At 32.7% G+C, this 24,646-nt stretch carries 18 protein-coding genes; 4 read left to right on the top strand and 14 right to left on the bottom strand.

What is annotated here, in order from left to right:
- Positions 1-56 precede the first annotated feature (56 nt).
- The 5 genes from IEV77_RS16890 to IEV77_RS16870 form a co-directional block, all read right to left on the bottom strand.
- Positions 57-2,321 carry an aconitate hydratase gene (locus IEV77_RS16890; protein ID WP_188466964.1) on the bottom strand — a complete coding sequence of 755 codons (2,265 nt, stop codon included), beginning with the start codon at positions 2,319-2,321 and terminating at the stop codon, positions 57-59.
- Between the two features lie 280 nt (positions 2,322-2,601).
- On the bottom strand, positions 2,602-3,555 hold the full coding sequence (locus IEV77_RS16885; RefSeq protein ID WP_188466963.1) for an AAA family ATPase: 954 nt from the start codon (positions 3,553-3,555) through the stop codon (positions 2,602-2,604).
- Positions 3,556-3,557: 2 nt separating this feature from the next.
- Entirely contained in the window at positions 3,558-5,003 is a 1,446-nt protein-coding gene (locus tag IEV77_RS16880; protein WP_188466961.1) for a peptidylprolyl isomerase, read from the bottom strand.
- A complete protein-coding gene (locus tag IEV77_RS16875; protein ID WP_188466959.1) occupies positions 4,966-5,826 on the bottom strand; it encodes a peptidyl-prolyl cis-trans isomerase in 861 nt (286 codons plus the stop codon). The genes IEV77_RS16880 and IEV77_RS16875 overlap by 38 nt, the downstream gene beginning before the upstream one ends.
- Before the next feature lie 3 nt (positions 5,827-5,829).
- On the bottom strand, positions 5,830-7,779 hold the full coding sequence (locus IEV77_RS16870; protein ID WP_188466957.1) for a peptidylprolyl isomerase: 1,950 nt from the start codon (positions 7,777-7,779) through the stop codon (positions 5,830-5,832).
- A gap of 159 nt (positions 7,780-7,938) precedes the next feature.
- Here IEV77_RS16870 and IEV77_RS16865 point away from each other — a divergent pair, with 159 nt between their 5' ends.
- Entirely contained in the window at positions 7,939-8,394 is a 456-nt protein-coding gene (locus IEV77_RS16865) for an SRPBCC family protein (protein ID WP_188466955.1), read from the top strand.
- Entirely contained in the window at positions 8,387-8,647 is a 261-nt protein-coding gene (locus IEV77_RS16860; protein ID WP_188466953.1) for a hypothetical protein, read from the top strand. The genes IEV77_RS16865 and IEV77_RS16860 overlap by 8 nt, the downstream gene beginning before the upstream one ends.
- Before the next feature lie 119 nt (positions 8,648-8,766).
- On the opposite strand, the gene IEV77_RS16855 is transcribed toward IEV77_RS16860, so the two are convergent.
- The 3 genes from IEV77_RS16855 to IEV77_RS16845 all read right to left on the bottom strand — a co-directional run bounded on the left by IEV77_RS16855 (position 8,767) and on the right by IEV77_RS16845 (position 13,618).
- Positions 8,767-10,404: an ABC-F family ATP-binding cassette domain-containing protein gene (locus IEV77_RS16855; RefSeq protein ID WP_188466951.1), complete on the bottom strand. Its 1,638-nt coding sequence runs from the start codon at positions 10,402-10,404 to the stop codon at positions 8,767-8,769.
- A 164-nt stretch (positions 10,405-10,568) separates the two neighbouring features.
- A complete protein-coding gene (cls, locus tag IEV77_RS16850) occupies positions 10,569-12,026 on the bottom strand; it encodes a cardiolipin synthase (RefSeq protein ID WP_188466949.1) in 1,458 nt (485 codons plus the stop codon).
- Between the two features lie 17 nt (positions 12,027-12,043).
- Positions 12,044-13,618 (bottom strand): serine hydrolase, encoded by a 1,575-nt coding sequence (locus IEV77_RS16845; protein ID WP_188466947.1) that lies wholly within the window; start codon positions 13,616-13,618, stop codon positions 12,044-12,046.
- Positions 13,619-14,039: 421 nt separating this feature from the next.
- On the opposite strand from IEV77_RS16845, the gene IEV77_RS16840 reads away from it, so the two are divergent.
- Positions 14,040-19,361 (top strand): DUF8693 domain-containing protein, encoded by a 5,322-nt coding sequence (locus IEV77_RS16840; RefSeq protein WP_188466945.1) that lies wholly within the window; start codon positions 14,040-14,042, stop codon positions 19,359-19,361.
- A gap of 153 nt (positions 19,362-19,514) precedes the next feature.
- Here the strand turns inward: IEV77_RS16840 and hisS are convergent, their stop codons facing one another.
- The 6 genes from hisS to rpsF form a co-directional block, all read right to left on the bottom strand.
- On the bottom strand, positions 19,515-20,885 hold the full coding sequence (gene hisS, locus IEV77_RS16835; protein ID WP_188467108.1) for a histidine--tRNA ligase: 1,371 nt from the start codon (positions 20,883-20,885) through the stop codon (positions 19,515-19,517).
- Between the two features lie 264 nt (positions 20,886-21,149).
- Entirely contained in the window at positions 21,150-21,617 is a 468-nt protein-coding gene (locus IEV77_RS16830) for a DUF6495 family protein (RefSeq protein WP_188466943.1), read from the bottom strand.
- Positions 21,618-21,645: 28 nt separating this feature from the next.
- On the bottom strand, positions 21,646-22,530 hold the full coding sequence (locus IEV77_RS16825; RefSeq protein ID WP_188466942.1) for a glycerophosphodiester phosphodiesterase family protein: 885 nt from the start codon (positions 22,528-22,530) through the stop codon (positions 21,646-21,648).
- An 86-nt stretch (positions 22,531-22,616) separates the two neighbouring features.
- Positions 22,617-23,078: a 50S ribosomal protein L9 gene (gene rplI / locus IEV77_RS16820; RefSeq protein ID WP_188466940.1), complete on the bottom strand. Its 462-nt coding sequence runs from the start codon at positions 23,076-23,078 to the stop codon at positions 22,617-22,619.
- Between the two features lie 13 nt (positions 23,079-23,091).
- Positions 23,092-23,391 (bottom strand): 30S ribosomal protein S18, encoded by a 300-nt coding sequence (rpsR, locus tag IEV77_RS16815; RefSeq protein WP_188467106.1) that lies wholly within the window; start codon positions 23,389-23,391, stop codon positions 23,092-23,094.
- Positions 23,391-23,729 carry a 30S ribosomal protein S6 gene (gene rpsF, locus IEV77_RS16810; RefSeq protein WP_188466938.1) on the bottom strand — a complete coding sequence of 113 codons (339 nt, stop codon included), beginning with the start codon at positions 23,727-23,729 and terminating at the stop codon, positions 23,391-23,393. Before rpsF ends, rpsR begins: the two co-directional genes overlap by 1 nt.
- A gap of 199 nt (positions 23,730-23,928) precedes the next feature.
- Between rpsF and IEV77_RS16805 the strand changes: the two genes are divergently transcribed.
- Positions 23,929-24,627, top strand: coding sequence for a LytR/AlgR family response regulator transcription factor (locus IEV77_RS16805; protein ID WP_188466936.1), 699 nt, complete (start codon positions 23,929-23,931; stop codon positions 24,625-24,627).
- The last annotated feature ends 19 nt before the right edge of the window (positions 24,628-24,646 follow it).

The raw sequence follows: 24,646 nt of genomic DNA, 5'->3' as shown, positions 1-24,646 counted from the left end.
AAAATCCGTTAGAAAATTCTAACGGATTTTTTAAATTTATTTCAAATACTTACTTTTTAAGAAGCATTATGTCTTTTAATTAAGTTTAAAGCAGAACCTTCATGGTACCAATCAATTTGAGCTTGATTGTAGGTGTGATTCGCCGTTATAACGTCTTTAGAGCCATCTTTATGAACAAACTCTATAGTTAATGGTTTCCCTGGAGCGAATTCGTTTAAATCAAGGAAATTGATAGTATCATCTTCTTGGATTAAATCGTAATCTGATTCGTTAGCAAATGTTAAACCTAACATCCCTTGTTTTTTAAGGTTTGTTTCGTGGATACGTGCAAACGATTTTACTAGAACTGCTACAACCCCTAAATGTCTTGGTTCCATAGCGGCATGTTCTCTAGAAGATCCTTCTCCATAATTATGGTCACCCACAACTATTGAGTTAATTCCTTTAGCTTTATAATCTCTTGCTACATCTGGCACTCCACCAAAATCACCTGTCAATTGGTTTTTAACAAAGTTTGTTTTCTTTCCAAACGCATTTACAGCACCTATTAAACAGTTGTTAGAAATATTATCTAAGTGTCCTCTAAAACGTAACCAAGGTCCAGCCATTGATATATGATCTGTAGTACATTTACCAAAAGCTTTTATTAGTAATTTAGCTCCTTTAATATTATCTCCAATTGGTTGGAAAGGCGTTAATAATTGCAAACGTTCTGAAGTAGGACTTACAGATACGTTTACTTTACTTCCATCCTTTAAAGGCTCTACATATCCAGCGTCAAGAACATCGAATCCTAAAGGCGGTAATTCTATTCCTCTTGGCTCTTCTAATTTCACTTCTTCGCCATCTTCATTTATCAAGGTATCATTCATTGGATCAAAATCCAAACGCCCTGAAATTGCAATAGCCGCAACCATTTCTGGCGAACCTACAAAAGCATGCGTATTTGGATTACCATCTGCACGTTTAGAAAAGTTTCGATTAAATGAATGTACAATGGTGTTTTTTTCATCTCCTTTTAAATCACTTCTATCCCATTGTCCAATACAAGGACCGCAGGCATTCGTAAAAATAGTAGCATTTAAATCTTCAAAGATCTTTAAAATACCATCACGTTCTGCAGTAAAACGAATTTGTTCAGAACCTGGATTGATACCAAAATCAGCTTTAGATTTGATTTTCTTATCCACAGCTTGTTTTGCAATAGAAGCGGCACGTGTTAAATCTTCATATGAAGAATTCGTACAAGAACCAATTAAACCCCAATCTACTTTAATTGGCCAACCATTCGCTTTTGCTTTAGGTCCCAACTCTCCAACTGGTGTAGCTAAATCTGGTGTAAATGGTCCATTTAAATGTGGACGTAAGGTATCTAAATCGATTTCAATAACTTGATCGAAATATGCTTCAGGATTTGCATATACTTCATCATCTCCTGTTAAATATTCACGTATTTTATTTGCTTCATCTGCAATATCACTTCTATCAGTGGCTCGTAAATAACGTTCCATAGAATCATCGTACCCAAAAGTAGAGGTGGTAGCACCAATTTCAGCTCCCATATTACAAATGGTTCCTTTTCCTGTACAAGATAAGTTTTTAGCACCTGGGCCAAAATACTCAACAATAGCACCAGTTCCACCTTTAACAGTTAAGATTCCAGCTACTTTAAGAATTACATCCTTTGCCGACGTCCAACCATTAATATTTCCTGTTAATTTAATTCCGATAAGTTTTGGGAATTTAAGTTCCCAAGCCATTCCTGCCATAACATCTACAGCATCTGCTCCCCCTACTCCAATAGCAACCATTCCTAATCCACCAGCATTAACTGTATGAGAATCGGTTCCAATCATCATTCCACCTGGAAATGCGTAATTTTCTAAAACTACTTGGTGAATAATACCTGCTCCTGGTTTCCAAAATCCAATACCATATTTATTAGATACAGACGCCAAAAAGTCGAATACTTCACTACTTGTTTGGTTAGCACGCAATAAATCTGGAGTTGCTCCTTGTTTTGCTTGAATTAAGTGATCGCAATGAACCGTTGTTGGAACAGCTACTTTGGTTTTTCCAGCTTGCATAAACTGTAATAAAGCCATTTGTGCAGTCGCATCTTGACAAGCAATTCTATCTGGTGCAAAATCTACATAATCTTTTCCTCTAACAAACGCTGTGGTTGGTGTTCCATCCCAAAGGTGTGTGTATAAAATCTTTTCTGAAAGTGTTAATGGTTTTCCTACAATTTTACGCGCAACATCTACACGCTCCGCCATTGTGGAATACACTTTTTTAATCATGTCTATATCAAATGCCATAAGTTTTATTTATAAGATTGTTATTCATTTCAATAGTTCCAAGGACCCCTGGGAATGCAAAATTACAAATTTTAAAGGAGATTTAAAAATATGCAACATAATAGAATTTATGCTGAATATAATTCAACAAATAGCTGTTTTTAGTGAAATTATTTAGGAGTTTCGTAAATTTTCAACCTATAAAATAATAAATTAACAAAAATGTTAATCTGAATAAAGCTTCTAGAAAATTAAATTATAGAATTTTAGAGCAAAAAATGAAAAAGTGAAAGAATGTAATTTAGAACAAGCTTTTAATAATTTGCACTTCAGAAATACCTTCGGCTTCGGCTTTGTAATTTTTAATAATTCGATGCCTTAAAATACTTTCTGCAACTGCTTGCACATTTTCAATATCAGGAGAAAATTTTCCATGAATGGCTGCGTGCGTTTTTGCCGCAAGTATTAAATTTTGAGAGGCTCTTGGACCTGCTCCCCAATCTAGGTAATTTTTAACTAATTCTGGGGCCGAATCTCCATGTGGTCTCGTTTTAGCAACCATTTTTACCGCATATTCAATAACGTTATCTGCCACTGGAATTCTACGAATTACATGTTGAATTTCCGTAATTTCTTGAGCGGAAAATAATGAATTCACCTTAGCTTGAACATCACTTGTTGTGGCTTTTACAACTTGTACTTCCTCCTCGAAGGTTGGATAGTCTAAATTGATTGCAAACATAAAACGGTCTAATTGTGCTTCTGGCAAGGGATAAGTACCTTCTTGCTCTATTGGATTTTGAGTTGCAAGAACAAAATAAGGTAAATCTAGCTTATAATTATGTCCAGCTACTGTTACTGAACGTTCTTGCATGGCTTCCAATAAAGCCGCTTGTGTTTTTGGAGGAGTTCTATTTATCTCATCTGCTAAAATGATGTTAGCAAAAATAGGGCCTTTTATAAATTTAAATTGCCTGTGCTCGTCTAGAATTTCACTTCCAAGAATATCACTTGGCATTAAATCTGGTGTAAATTGAATGCGTTTAAAATCGAGCCCTAAGGTTTGTGCAATAGTATTTACCATTAAGGTTTTTGCCAATCCAGGAACTCCAATAAGTAAGGCGTGACCACCAGAGAAAATAGCAATTAATATCTGACTTACTACCTCATCTTGACCAATAATGACTTTGGCAATCTCTGATTTTAAGGCATGATATTGTTTAACTAATGCTTCTACTTTGGCTACGTCCGACATATTTATTTTTTTAACCAGTTGCTAGAATACTCACAATCTCTATGTTCCCCATTAACTTTAATATAGGTTTCCATAATTTTTTCGTCTTGCCAATCTTCAATGATTTTAAATTTCTTTTCATTTAAAGCCAACTCCTTTATTTTCAAGTAATCTTTAGAATAATCTGCTACGTGCTCATCTACACGATCGCTAACTTTCATGATTTTGAATTTAACGTTTCCTGTTCTACCTCTTTCAGTAAGTACCAAACTTATTTCATCGTCTTTTAAACCCTCAATTTGTCCATAAAGTTCTGGATCCATTCTGGTTAATTCGAAATTATAATCTTGTGTTGCAGGGTTAATGAAATGCCCCCCTTCGCTTCTAGTTTCCTTTTCGTCGCTAGACTCTCTTGCTGCATCTTCAAAGGTTATATCTCCAGCTACAATACTTTCTCTAATCTTATCAATCTCCGCTTTTGATTCAGTAACGGCATCTTGCGATACTTCTGGGATTAATAATATGTGACGCACATCGTATTCTTGTCCTCTAATTTTTTCTAAGTAAATAATATGATAACCAAACTCAGATTTGAAAGGTTCTGAAATTTCACCTTCTTGCATGGCAAAGGCAACATCTCTAAATTCCTTTACCATTCTAGGTTTTTTTCTGTATAAGGTATATAGTCCACCAGTTTTAATAGACTCTTTATCGTCTGTATATAATACTACTTTTGAACGAAAACTTGCTCCATTATCTAAAACATCTGCTCTAAATTGATTTAATTGATCAATTACTTTTTGAATATTTTCAGCTGATGCTTCTGGCTCAATAACAATTTGTGATACTTTTAATTCGGTTCCAAAAGTTGGTCTTTCGTCCACAGGGATTTTATTAAAAAACTGTCTTACCTCTTCTGGAGTTACTTCAACATCACTAATAATTTTCTGCTGCATTTCGCTAGCTAGCTTATTGCTTTTATTGATTTCGAACATTTCTGCTTTAAAGCTCTTTTCATCTTCTTTATTATAAAAAGCTATTAGTTCTTCCATAGTCTTTCCAGATTGCTCCAAAAATTGGTTCAATTGGTAATCGACTGATGCATGAATTTCGGCATCAGAAACAATAACACTATCCTGAATAGCATGATGTGCATATAATTTATCTTCCAGTAATTTACCAAACAATTGACATCTAGTAACACCTTCCATAGAAGCACCTTGTGCTTTAAGCTGAAGAATGGTATTGTCTATATCTGAATCAAGAATGATATAATCTCCAACAACTGCGGCAACTCCATCAATTTTTCTGGAATTTGAAGTATCCACGGCAACCGTTTTTACTTCTACTACTTCGTCTTCAATAATAATTTGTGCGGAAACAACTTCTGTTACTAAGCAGGTGAAACAGATAAGTAGGTACTGATTTAATTTAATTATAGATTTCAAATTTTTTATTTTTAATTGCATCTTGTTTAATATCCTTTTCTAATTCTCTAATGAGCTCCAATTTTCGTTTGTTTATGACAATTTTGTCTATGGTAGGCTTCACATATTCTAATGGCGCCGTGCTACTTCTAAGTAGAACATCGTTAATAAGCACCAAATATAATCCTAATGAATCTTTGAGTTGTATAAAATTAGATTTTTTTAACAATTCATTTCGATTTTCATTTGTAATAGGTGGTATTTTATCAATAACCTGATTTACTTTAACCCAAACGGAATCATTCAATGAAAAAGTCTTAAATTGAATTGAAATAGAATCGAGTTCCTTTTTATCTGCTTCGTTAAAACGTTTGAATTTGGTTTCCAGACCATTTAAATCCAACCTGTTTTCGTCTACATTAACATAGCGAAGTTTTATTAGATCTTCATTTAGAACAAAAACCTGCTTATAATCGTTATAATAGGATTCCACTTCGGCCAAACTAACAACGGTATCAATATTTTTTGCAACAAGAGCTTCTAAATAGGCTTTGGAATATAAATCGCTTTTGTACTCCATAACCAGCTTATTAAAGGACTCCTGTTTGGTTTCAGTTAAATTTCGCTTGGCACCATCCACTAATAATTGTTGTGTAGCCCAATGGTTTATATAATTGTTAACCACCATAGCACTATCTTGGCTAGACATACCTTCTTTGATTAGGCTTTGAATATCCTCTTCGTATAAATAAGTGTCATTGACTCTGGCAACGGCTTTTCTATCGTCTGTTTCTTTAAAAAAATCGCAAGAAACAAACAACCATAAAAAAGATAAAAGGTATATTATGTTTTTAGGTTGTTTCAAGGATTATTTATTTAATTGCTTTTTTACTTTTTCAAGAACAGCTGGATAAATAGTGACTTTATATTTGCTCTCTAAACTTAAAATCCAATTGGCTTCTTTATAATTTTGAAAATCGCTTATAACAGATCCTTTGGCTTCCTCAAAGGTTTTTAATTCTTTAGTTAAAACAGTTAAAACGTTAGCTACAATATAACCATCGTTGAATTTATAAATCTCTGAAATTCCAGTTTTAAACTGAAAAGATTCTGGCAAAGATTGGTGCTGTGCATCCATAATACCCGATGTAAAAATAACATCTATAGTCTTTTCTGAGTTTATAGTTTCCTTAATTTGTTCTGGTGTTTTTTTATCAAGTAATAAACCTTGAACCTTTTTTATTGTTGCTTTTTTAGCTGAAGACGCAACTACGGCATCTACTCTTTGGTTCCAGAAATAATTTTCTTTATTGTCTTTATAATACTTTTGAAGTCCAACAGAATCTGTTTTAGCAGCATTCCATATTTCGGTTTCCATTAAATCGAATAACAACAAACCATCTCTGTATTCTTCAACAATATTCGCGTAATCTTGATTCTCCACTTCTAAGTTCTCCTCTTTATACAGAATCAATTGTTTTTCTAAAAACGCATCATAACTAGTATCTACTAAATTTTTTATAGACGTTTTAGGCATTTGTCTCTTTTGATTTTTCTCTAAAAAAGAACCGAAGTCACCATTTGTAATTTTCTTATCTTGTATTTTTAAAAGCGTCTCGTTTGCCTTAAAATCTGCAGGAAGCTTCCAACTTCCAACAAAATAGCCATCATTCACAATAGTAACAAAATAATTTAGATCGGGTCTTTTATCGCTAATCTTATATTGTTTCTTTAAGGTACTAATTAGTGATTCATTAATCAATTGAGAACGAGAATCGCGCTTTACCTTTTCTTGAAGAACACCTTTCATAGTCTCAAAAGACTCTACAGATTTTTTATCGTATAGTTTTATGATGTGCCACCCGAATTCCGATTCAAAAGGTTTTGAAATATCTCCTACTTTTTCCAGAGCAAATGCTTCATTTTCAAATTTCAAAGAACTTAACTGGCCTCCGGTAAACGGAGATAACATACCACCTTTACTTGCTGAACTTTGGTCTTCAGAAAATTGTTTTGCCAAAGATTCAAAATCCTCACCTTGTTGTAACTTTAAATAAATATCATTAATCCTAGATTCTGGATTATCTTGAGATTGATCCTTTTTTTGATTATCAATCATAATATGTGCTACGGTACGTTCACCACGTGAGGTTCTAAAATCTGTAACCACAACAATATGGTAGCCAAATTTAGTTTTAAAAGGCATAGAAACCTCCCCAACAGCTGTACTGTAAGCTGCGGTTTCAAAATCATATACCATTTTAAAACTAGAAAAATATCCTAGATCTTCGGCATACACGTTTTTACCATCATGTACTTCATTTTTAACGGCTTCAAAACCTTCATTAAAAACTCTGTTTCGTAATTTTAATAATTGATTGTAGGCTTGTAATGTATCTTGTGGCGTAGCGTTTTCTGACAAACGAATTAAAATATGGCTAGCTTGTACTTCATTTATAGATCTACTGTAAGCTTCTTCAATTAGCTCGTCTGTAACTTTAGAATCTGTTAAATAGTTACTTGCTAATTGCGTTTTGTAGCTAGATAATTCATTGATGTATGACTTTTTTTCATTCAACCCTAAAGTCTTGGCTTCTTTTAGTTTTAATTTGTAGTTAACAAAAAGCTTCAAATATTCGTCAACATCTTTTTGAGATTCGTCTTTAACTAATTCAATATTCTTATTGAAAACTCTTGTGAATTCTGAAACATAAACAGGATCATTTTCTACTGTAAATAAAATTTCATCATTAGAATTTTGAGCTTTTATTGTGAAAAAACACAAAGTAAAAACGAGAATTAAAAAATATTTATTCATGTTTGGTTTTTATTTTTGATACAGATGCAAAAGTAATAATATTAAGCTATATAACAAGATGCATTAACAAACGGTTATGAAAGTTTTTTAGTATGTTTTAAATTGCATGTTTTAAATGCCATTTAATATGTATATTTAAAATTAATAAATGAAATTGCTATGAAATATACTTCGGAAATATTAATACATATTCCTTTGCGCGATTTTATTAAAAAACTGAATAATCCCGAACTTCTAAAATTTTGGCAACGCGGATTTGAGGGTTATGACTATATTTCTGGTACTCCCGGTGATATAGGTGCTAAAATGAAATTGAATTATATATTAGGAAAACAGCACATAGAACTTATTGAAACCGTAACACACAAAAAGTTACCTTACGAGTTCCATGTTATGTATGACACAAACAACATGCAAAATATTCAAGAAAATTATTTTGAAGAAACAGATAAAGGTTTTACTAAATGGCATGCTCATTTTGAATTTTTTCCTAGCAGTTTTAAGTTAAGAATGATGTTAATACTCATGCCAAGCACTTTTAAAAAACAAACAAAACAATACATGCAAGATTTTAAGAATTTTGCAGAAAAAGGAACTTCCGTTACAGATGCGTAAACTAAAATTAATTTGGGATTTTAAAGGTCCAGACTCAGCTAAAACAGCCGAACATCACGAAATACATTTAAAAGAATATATTGTTGCACAACAATTACCATTAAATATAACTGGTTTTGAAATATTAAGCGAGATGCACACTATTGCATTTATGGTTGTTGAAGAAGCAGACATGAAACCTATTCGAGATGCTTTAAAACCACATCGCGGACAGGTTTATCTTGAAGAAAATAGAGAAGAGAAAAAAGAATAAAGATTGTAGTTTCAGTTTTCGTGTTCAGTGTTCAGTGTTCAGTGTTCAGTGTTCAATGGCTTAAATAAAATTCTTATTTTGGAATTTAGTTTTTTTGGGAATTGGGATTTGATAAATTTTTATTTATTCAAATCCATTTGTTTTAAACTTTCTATTCTATTTCTAACTAAAAAGGCATCAATACTTTCAAAATGCTCAATGACACGTTGGTCTTTAAATTCGAACACTTTTTCAGATAAACCTTGTAGAAAGTCTCTATCATGAGACACTAAAATTAAGGTACCATCGAAATCCAATAAAGCTTCCTTTAAAACATCTTTAGATTTTAAATCAAGATGGTTAGTTGGTTCATCTAAAATAAGTAAGTTAACAGGTTCTAAAAGCAATTTCACCATGGCCAATCTGGTTTTTTCACCTCCTGATAAAATACTTACTTTTTTATCTATATCTTCTCCTCCAAACATAAAACGCCCTAGAATGTTTTTAACTTGGGTTCTAACATCTCCTTTAGCAACCTCGTCCACCGTTTGAAAAATGGTTAAACTATCATCCAGTAATGACGCTTGATTCTGAGCAAAATATCCTACTTTCACATTATGTCCTAAACTACATTTTCCTTGAAAATCTATTTCCCCTAATATGGCTTTAATCATGGTAGACTTGCCTTCCCCATTCCTTCCTACAAAAGATACTTTTTCTCCTCTAGAAATTGACATGTTCGCATTTTTAAAAACCACATGATCTCCATAGGTTTTTGTTAGATCTTGAACGGTAACAGGATAATCTCCAGAACGAATAGAGGCAGGAAAACGTAATTTTAAAGATGAAGTATCCATTTCATCAATCTTAATAATTTCCAATTTTTCAAGCATACGCTCTCGTGAAGTTACTTGATTTGTTTTAGAAAAGGTTCCTTTAAAGCGTTCAATAAAAAGCATGTTGTCCGCAATAAATTTTTGCTGTTCTTGATAGGCTTTTATCTGATTGGCACGTCTTTCTTCACGTAATTGCAAGTAATGAGAGTAATTGGCTTTATAGTCGTAAATACGCCCCATGGTGACTTCTATGGTTCTGTTTGTAATATTATCAATAAAGGCTTTATCGTGAGAAATAACCACAACTGCTTTGGCTTTATTAAGCAAAAAATCTTCTAACCAAATAACAGACTCTATATCAATATGGTTTGTAGGCTCATCTAACAAAATTAAATCTGGCTTTTGAAGTAATATTTTTGCCAATTCGATTCTCATACGCCATCCGCCACTAAATTCGCTAGTTAATCGCGTTAAATCTTCACGTTTAAAACCTAGACCTCTAAGTGCTTTTTCTACTTCGGCATCATAATTTACATCTTCTAAGGCGTAGAATTTTTCGCCTAAATCTGAAACCTTTTCAATAATAGACATGTATTCATCAGACTCGTAATCTGTTCTAGTTTCTAGAGCTTTATTGAGTTGATCCATTTCGTCACGCATTTCGAAAACATGCTTGAAAGCTTTGGAAGCTTCTTCAAATACGGTACATTCATCTTCAGTTAATAAGTGTTGAGGCAAATAAGCAATAACGGCATCTTTTGGAAACCTAATATGACCTTTAGAAGGCTTTTGCTCTCCAGCAATAATCTTCATCATGGTCGATTTTCCTGCGCCATTTTTACCCATTAAGGCAATTTTGTCGTTTTCATTTATAACAAAAGAAACGTCTTTAAATAACGAATGTCCACCAAATTCTACTGCTAATCCATCTACTGAAATCATGACTATTTTTTAGGTGCGCAAAATTATGGAAAAGAAATGTTATTTAATTACGAATGAAAAATTAATAATGACGAAATAAGAAAATAGATTAAAGAACAAAGATAAAAGACAGAATAGTAAGCCTCAATTTGCAGTTGTAGTGTTCATTTGAATTTGATTCTTTTTTAAAGAACAGGAGAAAATAACCTTGCTAATTTGTCTAAAAACCTATAAGGTGCTGGTCTGCTTTGCCATTGTTTTAAATCTATTCGCGTGGAGTCCTCTAAATCTTCATAGAAAGAAGCTTTTAATTGATCTGCTATTTCTTCATCATAAACAATCGCGCTAACTTCAAAATTCAAATCAAAACTCCTAACATCCATATTTGCAGTTCCTACAACAGCAATTTCATTATCGATAACCAACGTTTTAGCATGAACAAAGCCTTTGCAATAACGGTAAATTTCTACTCCAGATTTGAGTAAATCTGAATAATATGAACAGGCCGCCGCATTTACCAACTTAGAATCTGAATTTTTAGGCACTATAAGTTTTACCTTCACTCCACTTTTTGCAGCAATCATCAAGGCATCCATAATGCTATTACTTGGAATAAAATATGGGGTGGTGATTAGTATTTCCTTTTCCGCTAGATTAATCGCCTGAAGCAATGCAAATTTAATAGTTGGCACATCAGAATCTGGACCACTGGCCGTAATTTGTACATGTTTGTCATTCTTGGATTCAAAAGATCCTTTTACAGGAAACAACTGATTCGTGATAGTTACGTCATCTTCAGCACAAAAATTCCAATCGCATAAAAACAGATATTGCAAATACCAGCTTGCTGGCCCAACTATTTTTAAATGGGTATCTCTCCAAAAAACCTTATTCTTATTAGGCACTGTATTAATATATCTATCACTAACATTTATGCCACCTACAAAGGATGTATGACCATCTATAACTATAATTTTTCTGTGGTTTCGATAATTAATTCTATTGGCAAAAGCAATGAGTTTAATTTTATAAAATGGGAAAACTTTTACGCCACCTTCCTGTAACCTTTTTACTTGCTTTTTTCTAATAGAACGACTCCCAAAATCATCATAAATGAATCTGACCATGACACCTTGAGATACTTTTTCAATAAGGAGATCAATAATTTGAGTTCCTATATTATCGTCTTCGAAAATATAATACTCTATATGAATATGGTGTTTAGCTTGATTTATACATTCTATAACTTCCGGAAACTTAGTCTCTCCGTTTAATAATAATTTAACATCGTTATTATTGGTTAAGGGACTTAAATTATCCTTTAGAATCAGATTTATTAATTTTTTGTTTTCTTGAACACTTTCATCACCTTTTTTTAAAACATCTTTGGAATATGAAATAAGTTCCCTTTCAAGGTTAAGTTGTAAATCTTCATTTGTCATTAATTTTTTACCATACATTTTCCGTATCCGATAATTGACACCGAATGAAAAATAGAAAATCATTCCAATTATGGGAAGAAAAATTACCAATAATAAATAGGCTAATGCTTTTGTGGTGTTTTGAGTATCGAGAATTACGCGATAACATACCAGCATCAAACCAATAACATAAACAATTTCTAGAATTAAAATGTAGTTCATTAAAAGTAGGTGGTTTTTTAGTCTTTAGAAACTCGTTGCAAATCTAAATCGTGAAAATCGAAACTGAAATCAATGTTTGGAGAAATTCCTTTCATTTTAATGCTTTGAGCCATCCCGTTTTCATCTAAAGAAAACATGACAAATGCATCGGCATTCATGTCTTGATATTCCCATTTAATAGCAAAAGTATTGGCTTTGTAAAATTGTAATTGCCCATTTAATTTGGGTGATTTATAGGATTTTAACCAAAGTTTCCCGTCTTTTTTAAAGACTTCCATTTTTCCAAACCAGTTATCTTTATAAACGCCTAGGTAATCTGATTCATTAATTTTGACCTTTTTATTAAGGTTTACCGTCTCCCAGACTTGCTTAATTACGGCATCGCCTTCTGCTTCATTTTGACTAAAATAATCATAGAACTTGTCTGTCCAATGGAAATCATCCAAACCTAAATAACCATCTACAATGGTTCTAGAAACTGCCATGAAAACGCCTGCTCCTCCAGGTTCTGTATTGGTAAGCACCACAATACCTACATTTAAATCAGGAATTAAAACGGTTCTGCTTAACATTCCAGGAAGTCCACCTGTGTGAGAAACAATCATGTTTCCTTTTTTATCGGTTAAATCCCAACCCAAACCATAGCCTGCAAAATGAGAATTGTATCTCGGATTTCTATTCACTTCTGTAGTGGTGTGGATGGTCCACATTTCATGCTGACTTTCAAGGGTGAATAATTGATTTTCTAGGTTTTCGCCATATTTTCCTTGATTAAGTTGCACGAGCATCCATTGAGAAATATCGTTTACATTGGCATAAATCCCTCCAGCAGATCCATTCATCATTTCTTTAAAGCTTGGTAGCACTACAAAATCGCCACTTGCCGTACTATGAGGTAAAGCTAAATTACTTGTATCTGGAATTAAATTTAATCCGGCATAAGAGCTATCCATATTTAGAGGCTCAAAAATTCTAGTCGTAATAAATTCCTCCCAAGTAACACCACTTTTTCTTGCTATTAGTTCTCCTGCTACCAAATATAATAAGTTATCGTAATCAAATTGTGTTCTAAAAGCAGACACCGGTTTAAAATATTGGAAACTTGAAAGTAAGTCGGCCATAGTAAAATCTGAACCATCTGGAAAAAACATTAAATCTCCAACTCCAAGTCCTAGTCCGCTTCTATGTGTTAATAAATCTTGAATATTGAAATTTTCAGTAACATAAGCATTGTACATTTTAAATTCTGGAATATGATCTACCACTTTATCAGTCCATTTAATTTTTCCATCTTCAACTAAAAGCGCCAAAGCGGTAGTTGTAAAAGCTTTACTGTTTGAAGCAATTGCAAAATTGGTGTGTTCATTTACCTTGACATGAGTTGTTTTTGAAATAACGCCGAAGCCTTTTTCATAGATTATTTTACCGTCTTTTACAATGGCTACTGCTGTTCCTGCTACTTTAAATTTATCCATGGCATCTACAACCAAACTATCAATTTGACTTGATGATAATTGGGCAAAAGCAGATACATTTAAAATTAAAAAGAAGCTAAAAGCTAAAATTAAGTGGTTACTTTTTAGTGGTTTCATAAGACTGTTTAATTAATACTGAAGTAGATTTTAAAGGTAATTATTTAATATTTAGTATCCTATTATACTGACGTAGCCAAAATAACCACATTCAGAAAACTTCGGGTTTTAATTTAGTTTGGGTACAAATGTTAACAAATATCTTTTAAAGCATCATTTCAAACCACTTTATGTAGTATCTTTTTTACAAATATACATTTTATCGGATTTTTTTGCGTTTAATAGATTTTTTGTCAAGTATTTTAATATATTAGCAGTCTTAACTACCTCTAAACAAATCGAATTGTGTACTAATTAGAATTTTTTGGTATTTAAGATAATCAACAAAACCAATTATATTAAGTAATTATAGCTGTTGATTTAAAAAACATTATAACACATCATTAATTAAGGTTTAGCCCCAAACTCAAACTTAACCAAAATGAAAAACTTAAGGTATACCATCAGGTACACTATTCTTATTGTTGGATTAATATTCTGTATTAACACCTTTTCCCGATCTGAAACGATCTCGGCTGTCGCTTTAGAAAAAGTATTTACACTTAAAAATAACTCAAGAAAAACGAATAGGATTCTATCAGATAATAATCACGCTTTCATCCTAGGGAGTTCTTTATCCATTGATATCGATCCATTTCATAAACGTGGATGGAAAAAATCCACAACGCAAGTTACCTATTGGAGTGGAACTTCTGGTGACACCTTAAATCCAGACAACCAAATTATGGATTTAAGTTCTTTTGCTACAAATGACTGCACTACGACCATAAACTCTTTTCCATACACGCAATCTTTTGAATCAGGTTTTGGAGGTTGGACACAAGATAATTCCGATGAATTTGATTGGGATAGAAATATGAATAGTACAACTTCATATTTTACAGGACCAGAATTAGCTAAAAGTGGCTCTTGGTATGTTTACGCAGAAGCATCAGGGAACATCAATCAAACATCAAATTTAGAGAGCCCTTGTATTGACTTGAGCACCGTTTCTTTTCCAGAGATTTCATTTTCTTACCATATGTACGGAGTAAACATGGGAATACTTAATGTAGATATCAGTACTAATAATGGGACAAGCTACACAAATATCTGGACTCAATCTGGTCAAGTTCAAACAGCAAATGATGATCCATGGGAAGATGCAAACTTAAGTTTAGTTGCATATTCAGGGCAAATCATTAAATTAAGATTTAGAGGTCTTATAGGTTCTGATTTTAAAAGTGATATGGCCATAGATGATATTCATATTCAAAGCATGGCTACAGCCCCTGAAATTAAGATTTTAGGACATGATAACACTTTAATAGTGAATGGAGATCTTACACCAGATTTTATAGATGCTACTAATTTTGGATTAGTAGACTTAGGAAGCACAAAAGAACATACCTTCTCTATAGACAATTCAGAAGGTACGGCCGATTTAATTATCTCAGAAATTACAGTTTCCAATTCCGAAAATTTCACAATAACAGGACCTCCTTCTAACACCCCCATTTCAGGAGGTGATTCTAGTGCGTTTAGCGTTGCATATAATTCCTTAGAATTTGGAAAAAAAACATCATTAGTGAGTGTTTTTAGTAATGACTCAGACGAACCTACCTACACATTCCTAATTCAAGGAACTACCATTCAATATTTCTATGATAGTGATGGAGATGGCATTCTCGATCATGTGGATATAGATGATGACAATGATGGTATTATGGATTCTGCTGAACAACAAAATTGTGGTAATGCAGGAGGAAACAGTGTTAATTATAAATTTCTAAATGAAACTTTTGGTGTTGGTACAGGTAGAGCAACAATAAACAATAATACTGCAAATACGAGTTACTGCTATGAAGATGGTCTTATTGGCACGAATACACCAGAATGCCCAAATCAATCTTCATGGATTTTAGATCATGGCGAGTATACAGTGGTTTCAAAAATTACAGGAACCCAAGCCAGTGATCCAGAAAACATACATGGGGATTTGGCTTGGTACAATGGGGAAGATCATACTCCTAATGACATCAATGGAAGAATGGCCGTTTTTAGCGCGAGTGATACTCCAGGAGTTTTCTATGAAGCAACCATAACTGGCATTTTATCAAATTTTCCAATTTCCTACAGCTTCTATGCATTAAACATTATGTCTCAATCTAGTTTCTCGGGTTCCGATTTACCAGATATTACCGTTCAATTTTTAGATTTAAATGAAAATATCTTATCAACTTATAATACCACTCCCTTAGGAAGATGCTCTGTTAGCACAACAGATAACACATGTATTCAAGGAGAATGGCAAGAATTTAGTACAAACGTTAATTTAGGTGATGTAAACTCATTTATTGTTAGATTTATTAATAATACTCCTGGAGGTATTGGAAACAACTTGGCTATAGACGACATAACCATTATTCAAACATTATGTGACACAGATAGTGATGGCATTGCTGATATATTTGATTTAGATTCTGACAATGACGGAATTCCTGATGTTGTTGAAGCTGGATTAGGCAATTTAAGTGAAGGAACTGCAACCTTAACAAATACGTCTGGCTGGATTGACTTGAATGCTAATGGGATGCATGACTTGGCTGAAGGTTTTACAATTTTGAATTCAGATAACGACAGTACTCCTAATTACTTAGATCTTGATAGTGATAATGATACTATTTTTGACGTTGATGAATCCAAAGCTGGAAATTCTGCAGATTTGAATTTTGAAAATGGAGATGGTGATATAAATGGAGATGGTGTTGGTGATGGCTTAGATACAGATTATGCACGTAAAAAAGATGTTGATTCTGATGGTATCCATGAACTATTCGCTGATGGAATCCTTGATATTTACGATTATAACACAGGATCCACATTTGAAACCGCATTTGGTAATTCAAATCAAGGCTTAGGATCTACTTATTTTGTGGTGGATTCCGATTCTGATGGTATCCCAGACTATATGGATACCACATCAAATGGAAACACTTATGATATCAGTCAAACTCTTTATGCTAGTTTAGACACAAACGCTAACGGATCTATTGGAGGCGAAAATTATAATACCGATACAGATAAAGATGGTATTTTAGATTTGTTCGACACCGATGATGAACGTTTTGGGTCTCCACGTGATTTAGACAGAAAATTAAATTTATATTTCGATGGTCGAAATGATTATATTGAAGATTCAGAATTACTGAGTGGCAGAACGAATGCCACAATCATGGGATGGATAAAAATTGACCCATCATTTCTAAATGGAAGTGCGGTTATTTTTGGACAAGAAAATCTAAAGATTATGATTGAGCCATCTGCTGGCAACTATTATATTCGTGCAATAGCCAACAATATTGGTGCACAAAATGATTTGAATAGTCATCCAATAAACTCCAACCAATGGTACCACGTTGTTGCTTCTTTTAATGGAGAAGATGAAGAAATCACTTTATATGTCAATGGAGAGAAACTATCTAGCACTTTCGGTGCTGGAAGCTTTTTAGAATCTAATCCTTTTAATTTTAGAATCGGGAAGCAAGCTGATAACAACACTGACAAATACTTTAAAGGATTTATAGATGAAGTTCGTGTTTTCAACAAAACATTATCTGAGAATGAAATTCAGAAAATGGTGTATCAGGAAATTGAAAATAATTATGGCGTTGTTCGTGGTAGTGTTGTACCAAAAGATATAGCAAACTTTATCAGTACGTCCTATATAGACCCAATTCTCTGGCCTTCCTTAATGCGTTATTACCGTATGGACGTCTTTAAAGGTGATATAGTTGATGACTTAACAACTCCAGACTACGACTCTGGTACAGGTGCTAAATTGTATAATGCAAAACTTATAGATAACCAGACTGCACCAATGCCTTTTATAACACATTCAAGTGGAAATTTACCAGACGCTGTAGATTCCTTTGCAGATGGAGTTCATGGACAAGATGTTGTGACCTATGATTGGTCCATTGTAAAAGTAAAACACAATGATGTTTCCTTTAGTGGACATCAAGGCCATTTAGCCTTATTTATAGATGAACTAGATGCTACTTCTGCTCCTATTGAATACCACGTAAATGATGATTCTGAACTTAACGTTAGTTGGTACTTGGAATTAAATGGCTTTATAGATCTTGAAGGCGAATCTCAACTTGTTCAAGGTTCTGAAAGTAGTTTATTAGTTGGAAGTGCAGGTAAAATTGAAAAAGATCAACAAGGAACAAAAGACCTTTTTACTTACAATTACTGGTCTTCTCCAGTAGGTTTTACAACCACTGAATATCCTAATAATTACAGTTATAAGTTAAATAATAACATCGTTAAAGATGGAACAGATTCTGATAGTCCAACTAACATTTCCTTTGTAGGAGGTTATGATGGCAACTCTGGCTCTCCAATTGGGATTGCACATTACTGGATATGGAAATTTGGTAATTTACCAAGTAGTGATTATTCGGCATGGCAACATATAAGAAATACGGGAACCATTAAAGCTGGAGAAGGTTTTACTATGAAAGGCATAGAAAATACTGAAGGCGATTTAACTCTTGAGCAAAACTATGTATTTCAAGGAAAGCCAAATAATGGCGATATTTTAACTTTAAACCTGAACGCTGGTAACGACTATTTAATTGGTAACCCTTATGCTTCGGCAATAGATGCAGACCAGTTTATTTTGGATAATGGTCCAGAAGTTGACAATATTACAGGTATAGAAAGAAATTCAGAATCGAGTCCGTTAATTAATGGTACATTATATTTCTGGGAACATTGGGGAGGAAGCTCTCACTCATCATCCGAATATCAAGGTGGTTATGCTACTTATAATTTTTCAGGAGGTGTTTGTGCTGCTGCTTGGGGAACCATTAATCCTGACGTGGCAGAAGTAGGAACAGGAACCAAAACTCCCGGACGTTTTATTCCTGTTGGTCAAGGCTTCTTTGTTAGTGGTAAAAGAACAGGAACTATTAATTTTAATAATGGACAAAGAAGATTTGTAAAAGAAGAAGGCACTTTATCGAATTATATTAGACAAGAGCAAAACGAAGAAACAACTGAAGAAGAATTCGAAGATAACAGGATGAAAATACGTCTTGGTTATAATTCTGTCAACACCATTCATAGACAGTTATTGCTAACTGAAGACACTAGAGCATCTTTAGAATACGATTGGGGATTTGATGGTTTGTTATATCAAAACCAAATGGATGATATGTATTGGATGCTTGACAATGAAAAATACATTATTCAAGGCATTGATAATATTTCTGAAAACACCGTATTACCTATTGGAATACACACATCAGATCCTGGTTTAAATAATATTACTATTGATATTTTAGAAAATGTTCCAAGCACTTTAAACATTTATATCCATGATAAGGAATTAGGTCTTATTCATGATTTAAGAGTTGAAAATTATTCAATTTATTTACAGGCTGGAAGTTATTTGGATCGATTTGAAATTACATTTACAAACCAATCTTTGGGAGTTGAAGCCATAGAATTAGCAAATTCTCTACAAGTATCATATGTCAATACGAATGAAAGCATCACCATCCAAAATCCAGAATTGAAGACTATTAAATCTGTAGAAATGTTCAATATTATCGGACAATCTATTTTCAAAATAGAAGACTCTAAAACGGAAGCAAACTTGGTAATCAAAACAAAAACTCTAAGTGTTGGATCTTATATTATAAAGCTGCAAACAGAATTTGGAGTGGTGAGTAAAAAGGTCTTAGTCAATTAAAACAAATGAGGAATCAATTATAGAACGAAATATATTCTCACAAAAAAGAGTCCTGAATAATTTTCAGGACTCTTTTTTGTATAAATCATTAACAATGTACATTTAAAACATAGTCACTCAAGCTTTCAAAAACTCAGTGGGAGAAGAAATAACTTACTTAAATTTAGAAATTAGAACTTCAAGAGATACTTTGTCTTGTTCCCCAGAAATCATATTCTTTAAAGTATAACTATCTGTTTCCATTTCCTCATCTCCTACTAAAACTACAAAAGGAATGTTACGTTTGTTGGCATGATTCATTTGCTTTTTCATTTTGGCAGTATCAGGATATAATTCCGCATTTATATGATTTAAACGCAACTGTTTAATCGCTTTTAAACTAAATAAAGCCTCCGTTTCTCCAAAATTTATAAAGAGTAAATCGACATTCTTTGAAACTGTTTCCGGAAATAAATTTAGTTCTTCAAGAACCAAGTAAATTCTATCTAAACCAAAACTAATTCCAACACCACTTACATCTTTCATACCAAAGATACCAGTAAGATCATCGTATCTTCCACCACCGCCAATGGAACCCATTTGAACAGTTTCTGGAGCAGATACCTCAAAAATAGCTCCTGTATAATAATTTAAGCCTCGAGCTAAAGTAACATCTAATTGTAAAGTTGCTGTTTGCAAACCAAGTTGTGTAATAGCTTTATCTATAAACTCTAATTCTTCTATTCCTTTTTTGCCTTCTTCGGACGTACTTAAAATAGATTTTAATTGTTCTACTTGAGAACTAAAAGATCCTGAAAGTGTAAATAAAGGTTGAAGTTTTTCAATACCTTCCATAGAAATTCCTTTTCCAAGCATTTCTTCTTTTACTTTCTCTTCTCCTATTTTATCCAGTTTATCCAGAGCAACGGTAAAATCTATTAATTTATCGCTTGCTCCAATAACTTCAGCAATTCCAGATAATATTTTTCGGTTGTTTATTTTTATGGTAACACCTTCTAATTTTAAGGCTGAAAAAACAGCGTCGTATAATTGCACAAACTCTACTTCTTGCCATAAAGATGTAGAACCAACCACATCCGCATCACATTGATAAAACTCTCTAAAACGTCCTTTTTGAGGTCTATCTGCACGCCAAACTGGTTGCATTTGGTAGCGCTTAAAAGGAAATTCTATTTCGTTTTGATGTTGCACGACGTACCTAGCAAAAGGCACTGTTAAATCGTAGCGAAGTGCTTTTTCTGAGATTTTAGGAGTCGTTGCATTAGAATCCTTTGAAGCATAAAGTGTATCATCCACCTTATTCAAATAATCTCCAGAATTTAAAATTTTAAAAATTAGCCTATCCCCTTCTTCTCCATATTTCCCCATTAGGGTATCTGAATTCTCAAAACTAGGCGTTTCTATAGGTTGAAAACCGTATAATTCAAATTGTGATTGAATGGTATTAAATATATAATTGCGTTTTGCTACTTGCTCTGGAGTAAAATCTCTAGTTCCTTTTGGAATGCTTGGTTTTTGTGCCATGTTTACTTCCCACGAAAGTGGGAATCTCATTTAATGAATATTAATTATACTATACTCCACATCACACTAACACTAATGAGGTTGTATGATGAGGAAAACAAAAATAAAGAATTAATTACGTCAGTTCACGTTTTTTCTGAAAGAAAAAACAGATCTACTTAATTAAAATATGAATATTTCTGTTTTACAGGGATTCGATTATATCAAGAAAACAACCTGAAAAAGTCTTTAAATTAAAGGGATTTCTGCATTCGCAGGAATTTATTAATTAATCAACTTATCTAAATAGCTAAATAAATCGCCTTTGGTTATAACACCTCCTTGTTGAATTAATTTAAACTTATCAGAATTTTTATCGTCTGTATAATCTTTTTTAGCTTGAGAGAATTCAACATCCTCATCCATTAAGTTTTCTCGCAACCAATTAAAACCATCTGTAGAGGTTAAATCGATTGGGTTTTTTATTTTAATAACTATTAAATGCATGTTCTCTTCATTTAACTGAAATAAATGTATTTGTTGTGGCGAAATATGTTCTATAAATTCCACTTTACTTAAAACACCTTCCCAAACCAAATCACTGAACACGTCTAATTCTTGTTCGGCAACTTCAGGTTTATTCACTTTAATATCATCCCATTCTTTAGCAGTAATGGTTTGTGTAGCAAGAAAATTTATAAATTCTTTATGCAGTTCGTCAAATTGTTCTTTTGTTAATCTAGCGTATTTCATTGGTAATAAATCTATTTTCAATTAAAGTTTACTTATTGATTTCTAAAGCAGTTGCTGCTTGAAATGGTCTATCTGTTGCAAAGATATCAATTCCTAATTGATCCCATTTCAAATAAAGTGAATCTGTTTTGGAAGCGGCTTGTTTGTCTAAGTTGCCAAGAGTGCCTAACATGGTTTTTATACCCAATTTATGAATGTTGTTATACAAACTAGTATCCGAAAGTTTGGTACCCGTAAAAGCCAACATGTTAGTTAAAGGTATCTGAGTTTCTAGCAACCAATCCAATTCTTTTTGGTTTCTAGCAGACACAGACATGAGTAAATCCGGAGCTAATTGATAAGCCTTTTTAAGCTGGGCGATATCGTAAGTTATGATGATAGAAATGTCTTCTGCTTGTTGCATCCTAATGGCATCGATGACTTCAGCAACATCCACACTTGGCTTTATATCAATAGTAACGATGGCATTATTTGTTTTAGCCCAAGCTAAAACGTTCAAGAATTTAGGGATTTTAAAGGCTGTTTCATTTCCAAAATCGTCCACCAAATTAAAACTCTGTAATTCCTCAAAATTATAGTTTGTTAATTTATCCGTTCCTGTAGTGGTTCTTTCTAAAGTATTATCGTGCATTAAAACTAAAACACCATCTTTTGTTTTAGCAATATCTATTTCAAAAACAGCTTGAATACTATCGTTAACATAAGCTATGGTTTCCAAACAGTTTTCTGGATAATTTACTAAGCCTACGCCTCCACGATGTACACTTATTAAAGGAGAGGCATCCTTTTTATATTGAAAGGTTTCAATTAAAATAGAAGATGTTCTAGAATCTTTTTTAAGTTCTTGTGTTTGGTTAGCTTTGTCTTTACAAGAAAATAAAACCAACAATACCAATATAAAAGTAAAGCGCATGAGATAGGTTTCTAAAATAATTAAAATTAAAAAACCGTCTAGAATGCTCTAAACGGTTTTATTTTATAATGCAGAAATGCTAAAATTTAAGATTGAGCAATAACTTCAAAAGGAATTTCGAAAGTTACTTCTCTGTGCAAACGAATAACAGCGTTGTACTGTCCTAAACGTTTAATATTTCCACCTGTAATGTTGATGAATTTTTTATCGATTTCATGTCCTGCTTTTTCGAAAGCTTCAACTAAATCGGTTTTGGTAATTGAACCAAATAATTTATCACCTGCAGAAGCACCTTCAGTAGCTTTAGCTGGTATTTTAATTTCTAATGCTTTAATTGCATCAGCAATTACATTAGCATCATCAATTACTTTTTTGTCTTTAAATGCACGTTGCTTTACATTTTCTGCTAATACTTTTTTAGCAGAAACAGTTGCTAAAATAGCTTGCTTTTGAGGAATTAAAAAATTTCTACCATAACCGTTCTTTACCGTTACAACATCGTCTTTAAATCCTAAATTTTCAACGTCTTGTTTTAATATAAGTTCCATTGTTATGAGTATTTTATTTTAATAAATCTGCCACATATGGCATTAATGCTAAATGACGTGCTCTTTTTACAGCAACAGATACTTTTCTTTGGTATTTTAAAGAAGTTCCTGTTAAACGTCTTGGTAAAATTTTACCTTGTTCGTTTACAAAACCTAATAACCAGTCTGGATTTTTATAATCCACATACTTGATTCCAGATTTTTTGAAACGACAGTACTTTTTATTCTTGTTCGTTTCAATATTTAAAGGCGTTAAATATCTAATTTCTCCGTCTTTCTTTCCTTTTGCTTGTTGTTCTATAGATGACATAATTACGCTTTTTGTTTAAGTTTAACTCTTCTTCTCTCTGCCCAAGATATAGCATGTTTGTCTAAAGCAACAGTTAAGTAACGCATAAAACGCTCATCACGTCTAAACTCTACTTCTAATGGAGTAATAACTTCTCCATCTACTTGATACTCGAATAAGTGGTAAAATCCACTTTTTTTGTTTTGAATTGGGTAAGCTAATTTTTTTAGGCCCCAATCTTCTTTAGATACCATCTTTGCTCCACGAGAAGTAAGAAATTCTTCATATTTCTGTACTGTCTCCTTTATCTGTGTTTCAGATAAAACGGGATTTAAGATGAAAACAGTTTCGTAATGATTCATATTAAATTGTATTTATTGTTAAAAATGGGTGCAAAAATAAGTATTATATTTATATATTGCAACATTAAAAAGAACATATTTTATGGTTAATTTTGAAACGTTAAAAAAGGTTAAAATAAACGTTTTATCGATGTTTTTTGGTTTTTAACCGAATTATTTGTACTATTGTCGATATCTTAACCGAAATAAATTAAATGTTATGACTTTAAACTGTGTAGTAGTTGATGACTCAGCAATTCAGCGCCTCTCCATTGTTAAGTTAATTGAAAACCATCCTTCTCTTAACTTAATAGCGGAATACAATAGCGCTCTAGAGACAAAAAATGGACTAAACACCCATAAAGTTGACTTAATATTTTTAGATATTGAAATGCCTGTTTTAAATGGCTTCGAACTTTTAGACGTATTAAACAACAAACCCCAAATTATTTTTGTTACTGGAAAAACAGAATATGCATTTAAAGCATTTAATTATGATGCTACAGATTACTTGCATAAACCTATAACAAGAGAACGTTTTAATACTGCAGTCGATAAAGCTGTAGAACATCACAAATTAAAACTAGACTTTAATGAAACAGAAGGTGAACACATTTTTGTAAAAAGTAACCTTAAAAAACGTAAAGTTTATATTAAAGACATTAAATGGATTGAAGCTCTTGGAGATTACGTAAAACTTGTTACTGAAGAAACAAGCTTAGTTGTACTTTCTACCATGAAAGCTTTTGAAAGCGAACTTCCTGAAGGAAAGTTCTTAAGAATCCATAAATCGTATATTGTTAATTTAGATAAAATTGACAGATTTAACAGTAAGAATGTTGAAGTTGGTGCTTATGAAATTCCTTTAAGTAGAAATAAAAAGACCCAATTAGTTGATGCTTTAAATAACATTACCTAATACCCTGAACTTCGTCAGG

Source organism: Xanthomarina arctica (genome assembly GCF_014638915.1).
Taxonomy (GTDB): domain Bacteria; phylum Bacteroidota; class Bacteroidia; order Flavobacteriales; family Flavobacteriaceae; genus Xanthomarina; species Xanthomarina arctica.
The sequence above is the reverse complement of the archived record's forward strand: the minus strand, read 5'-3'. Positions and strand labels throughout refer to the sequence as shown.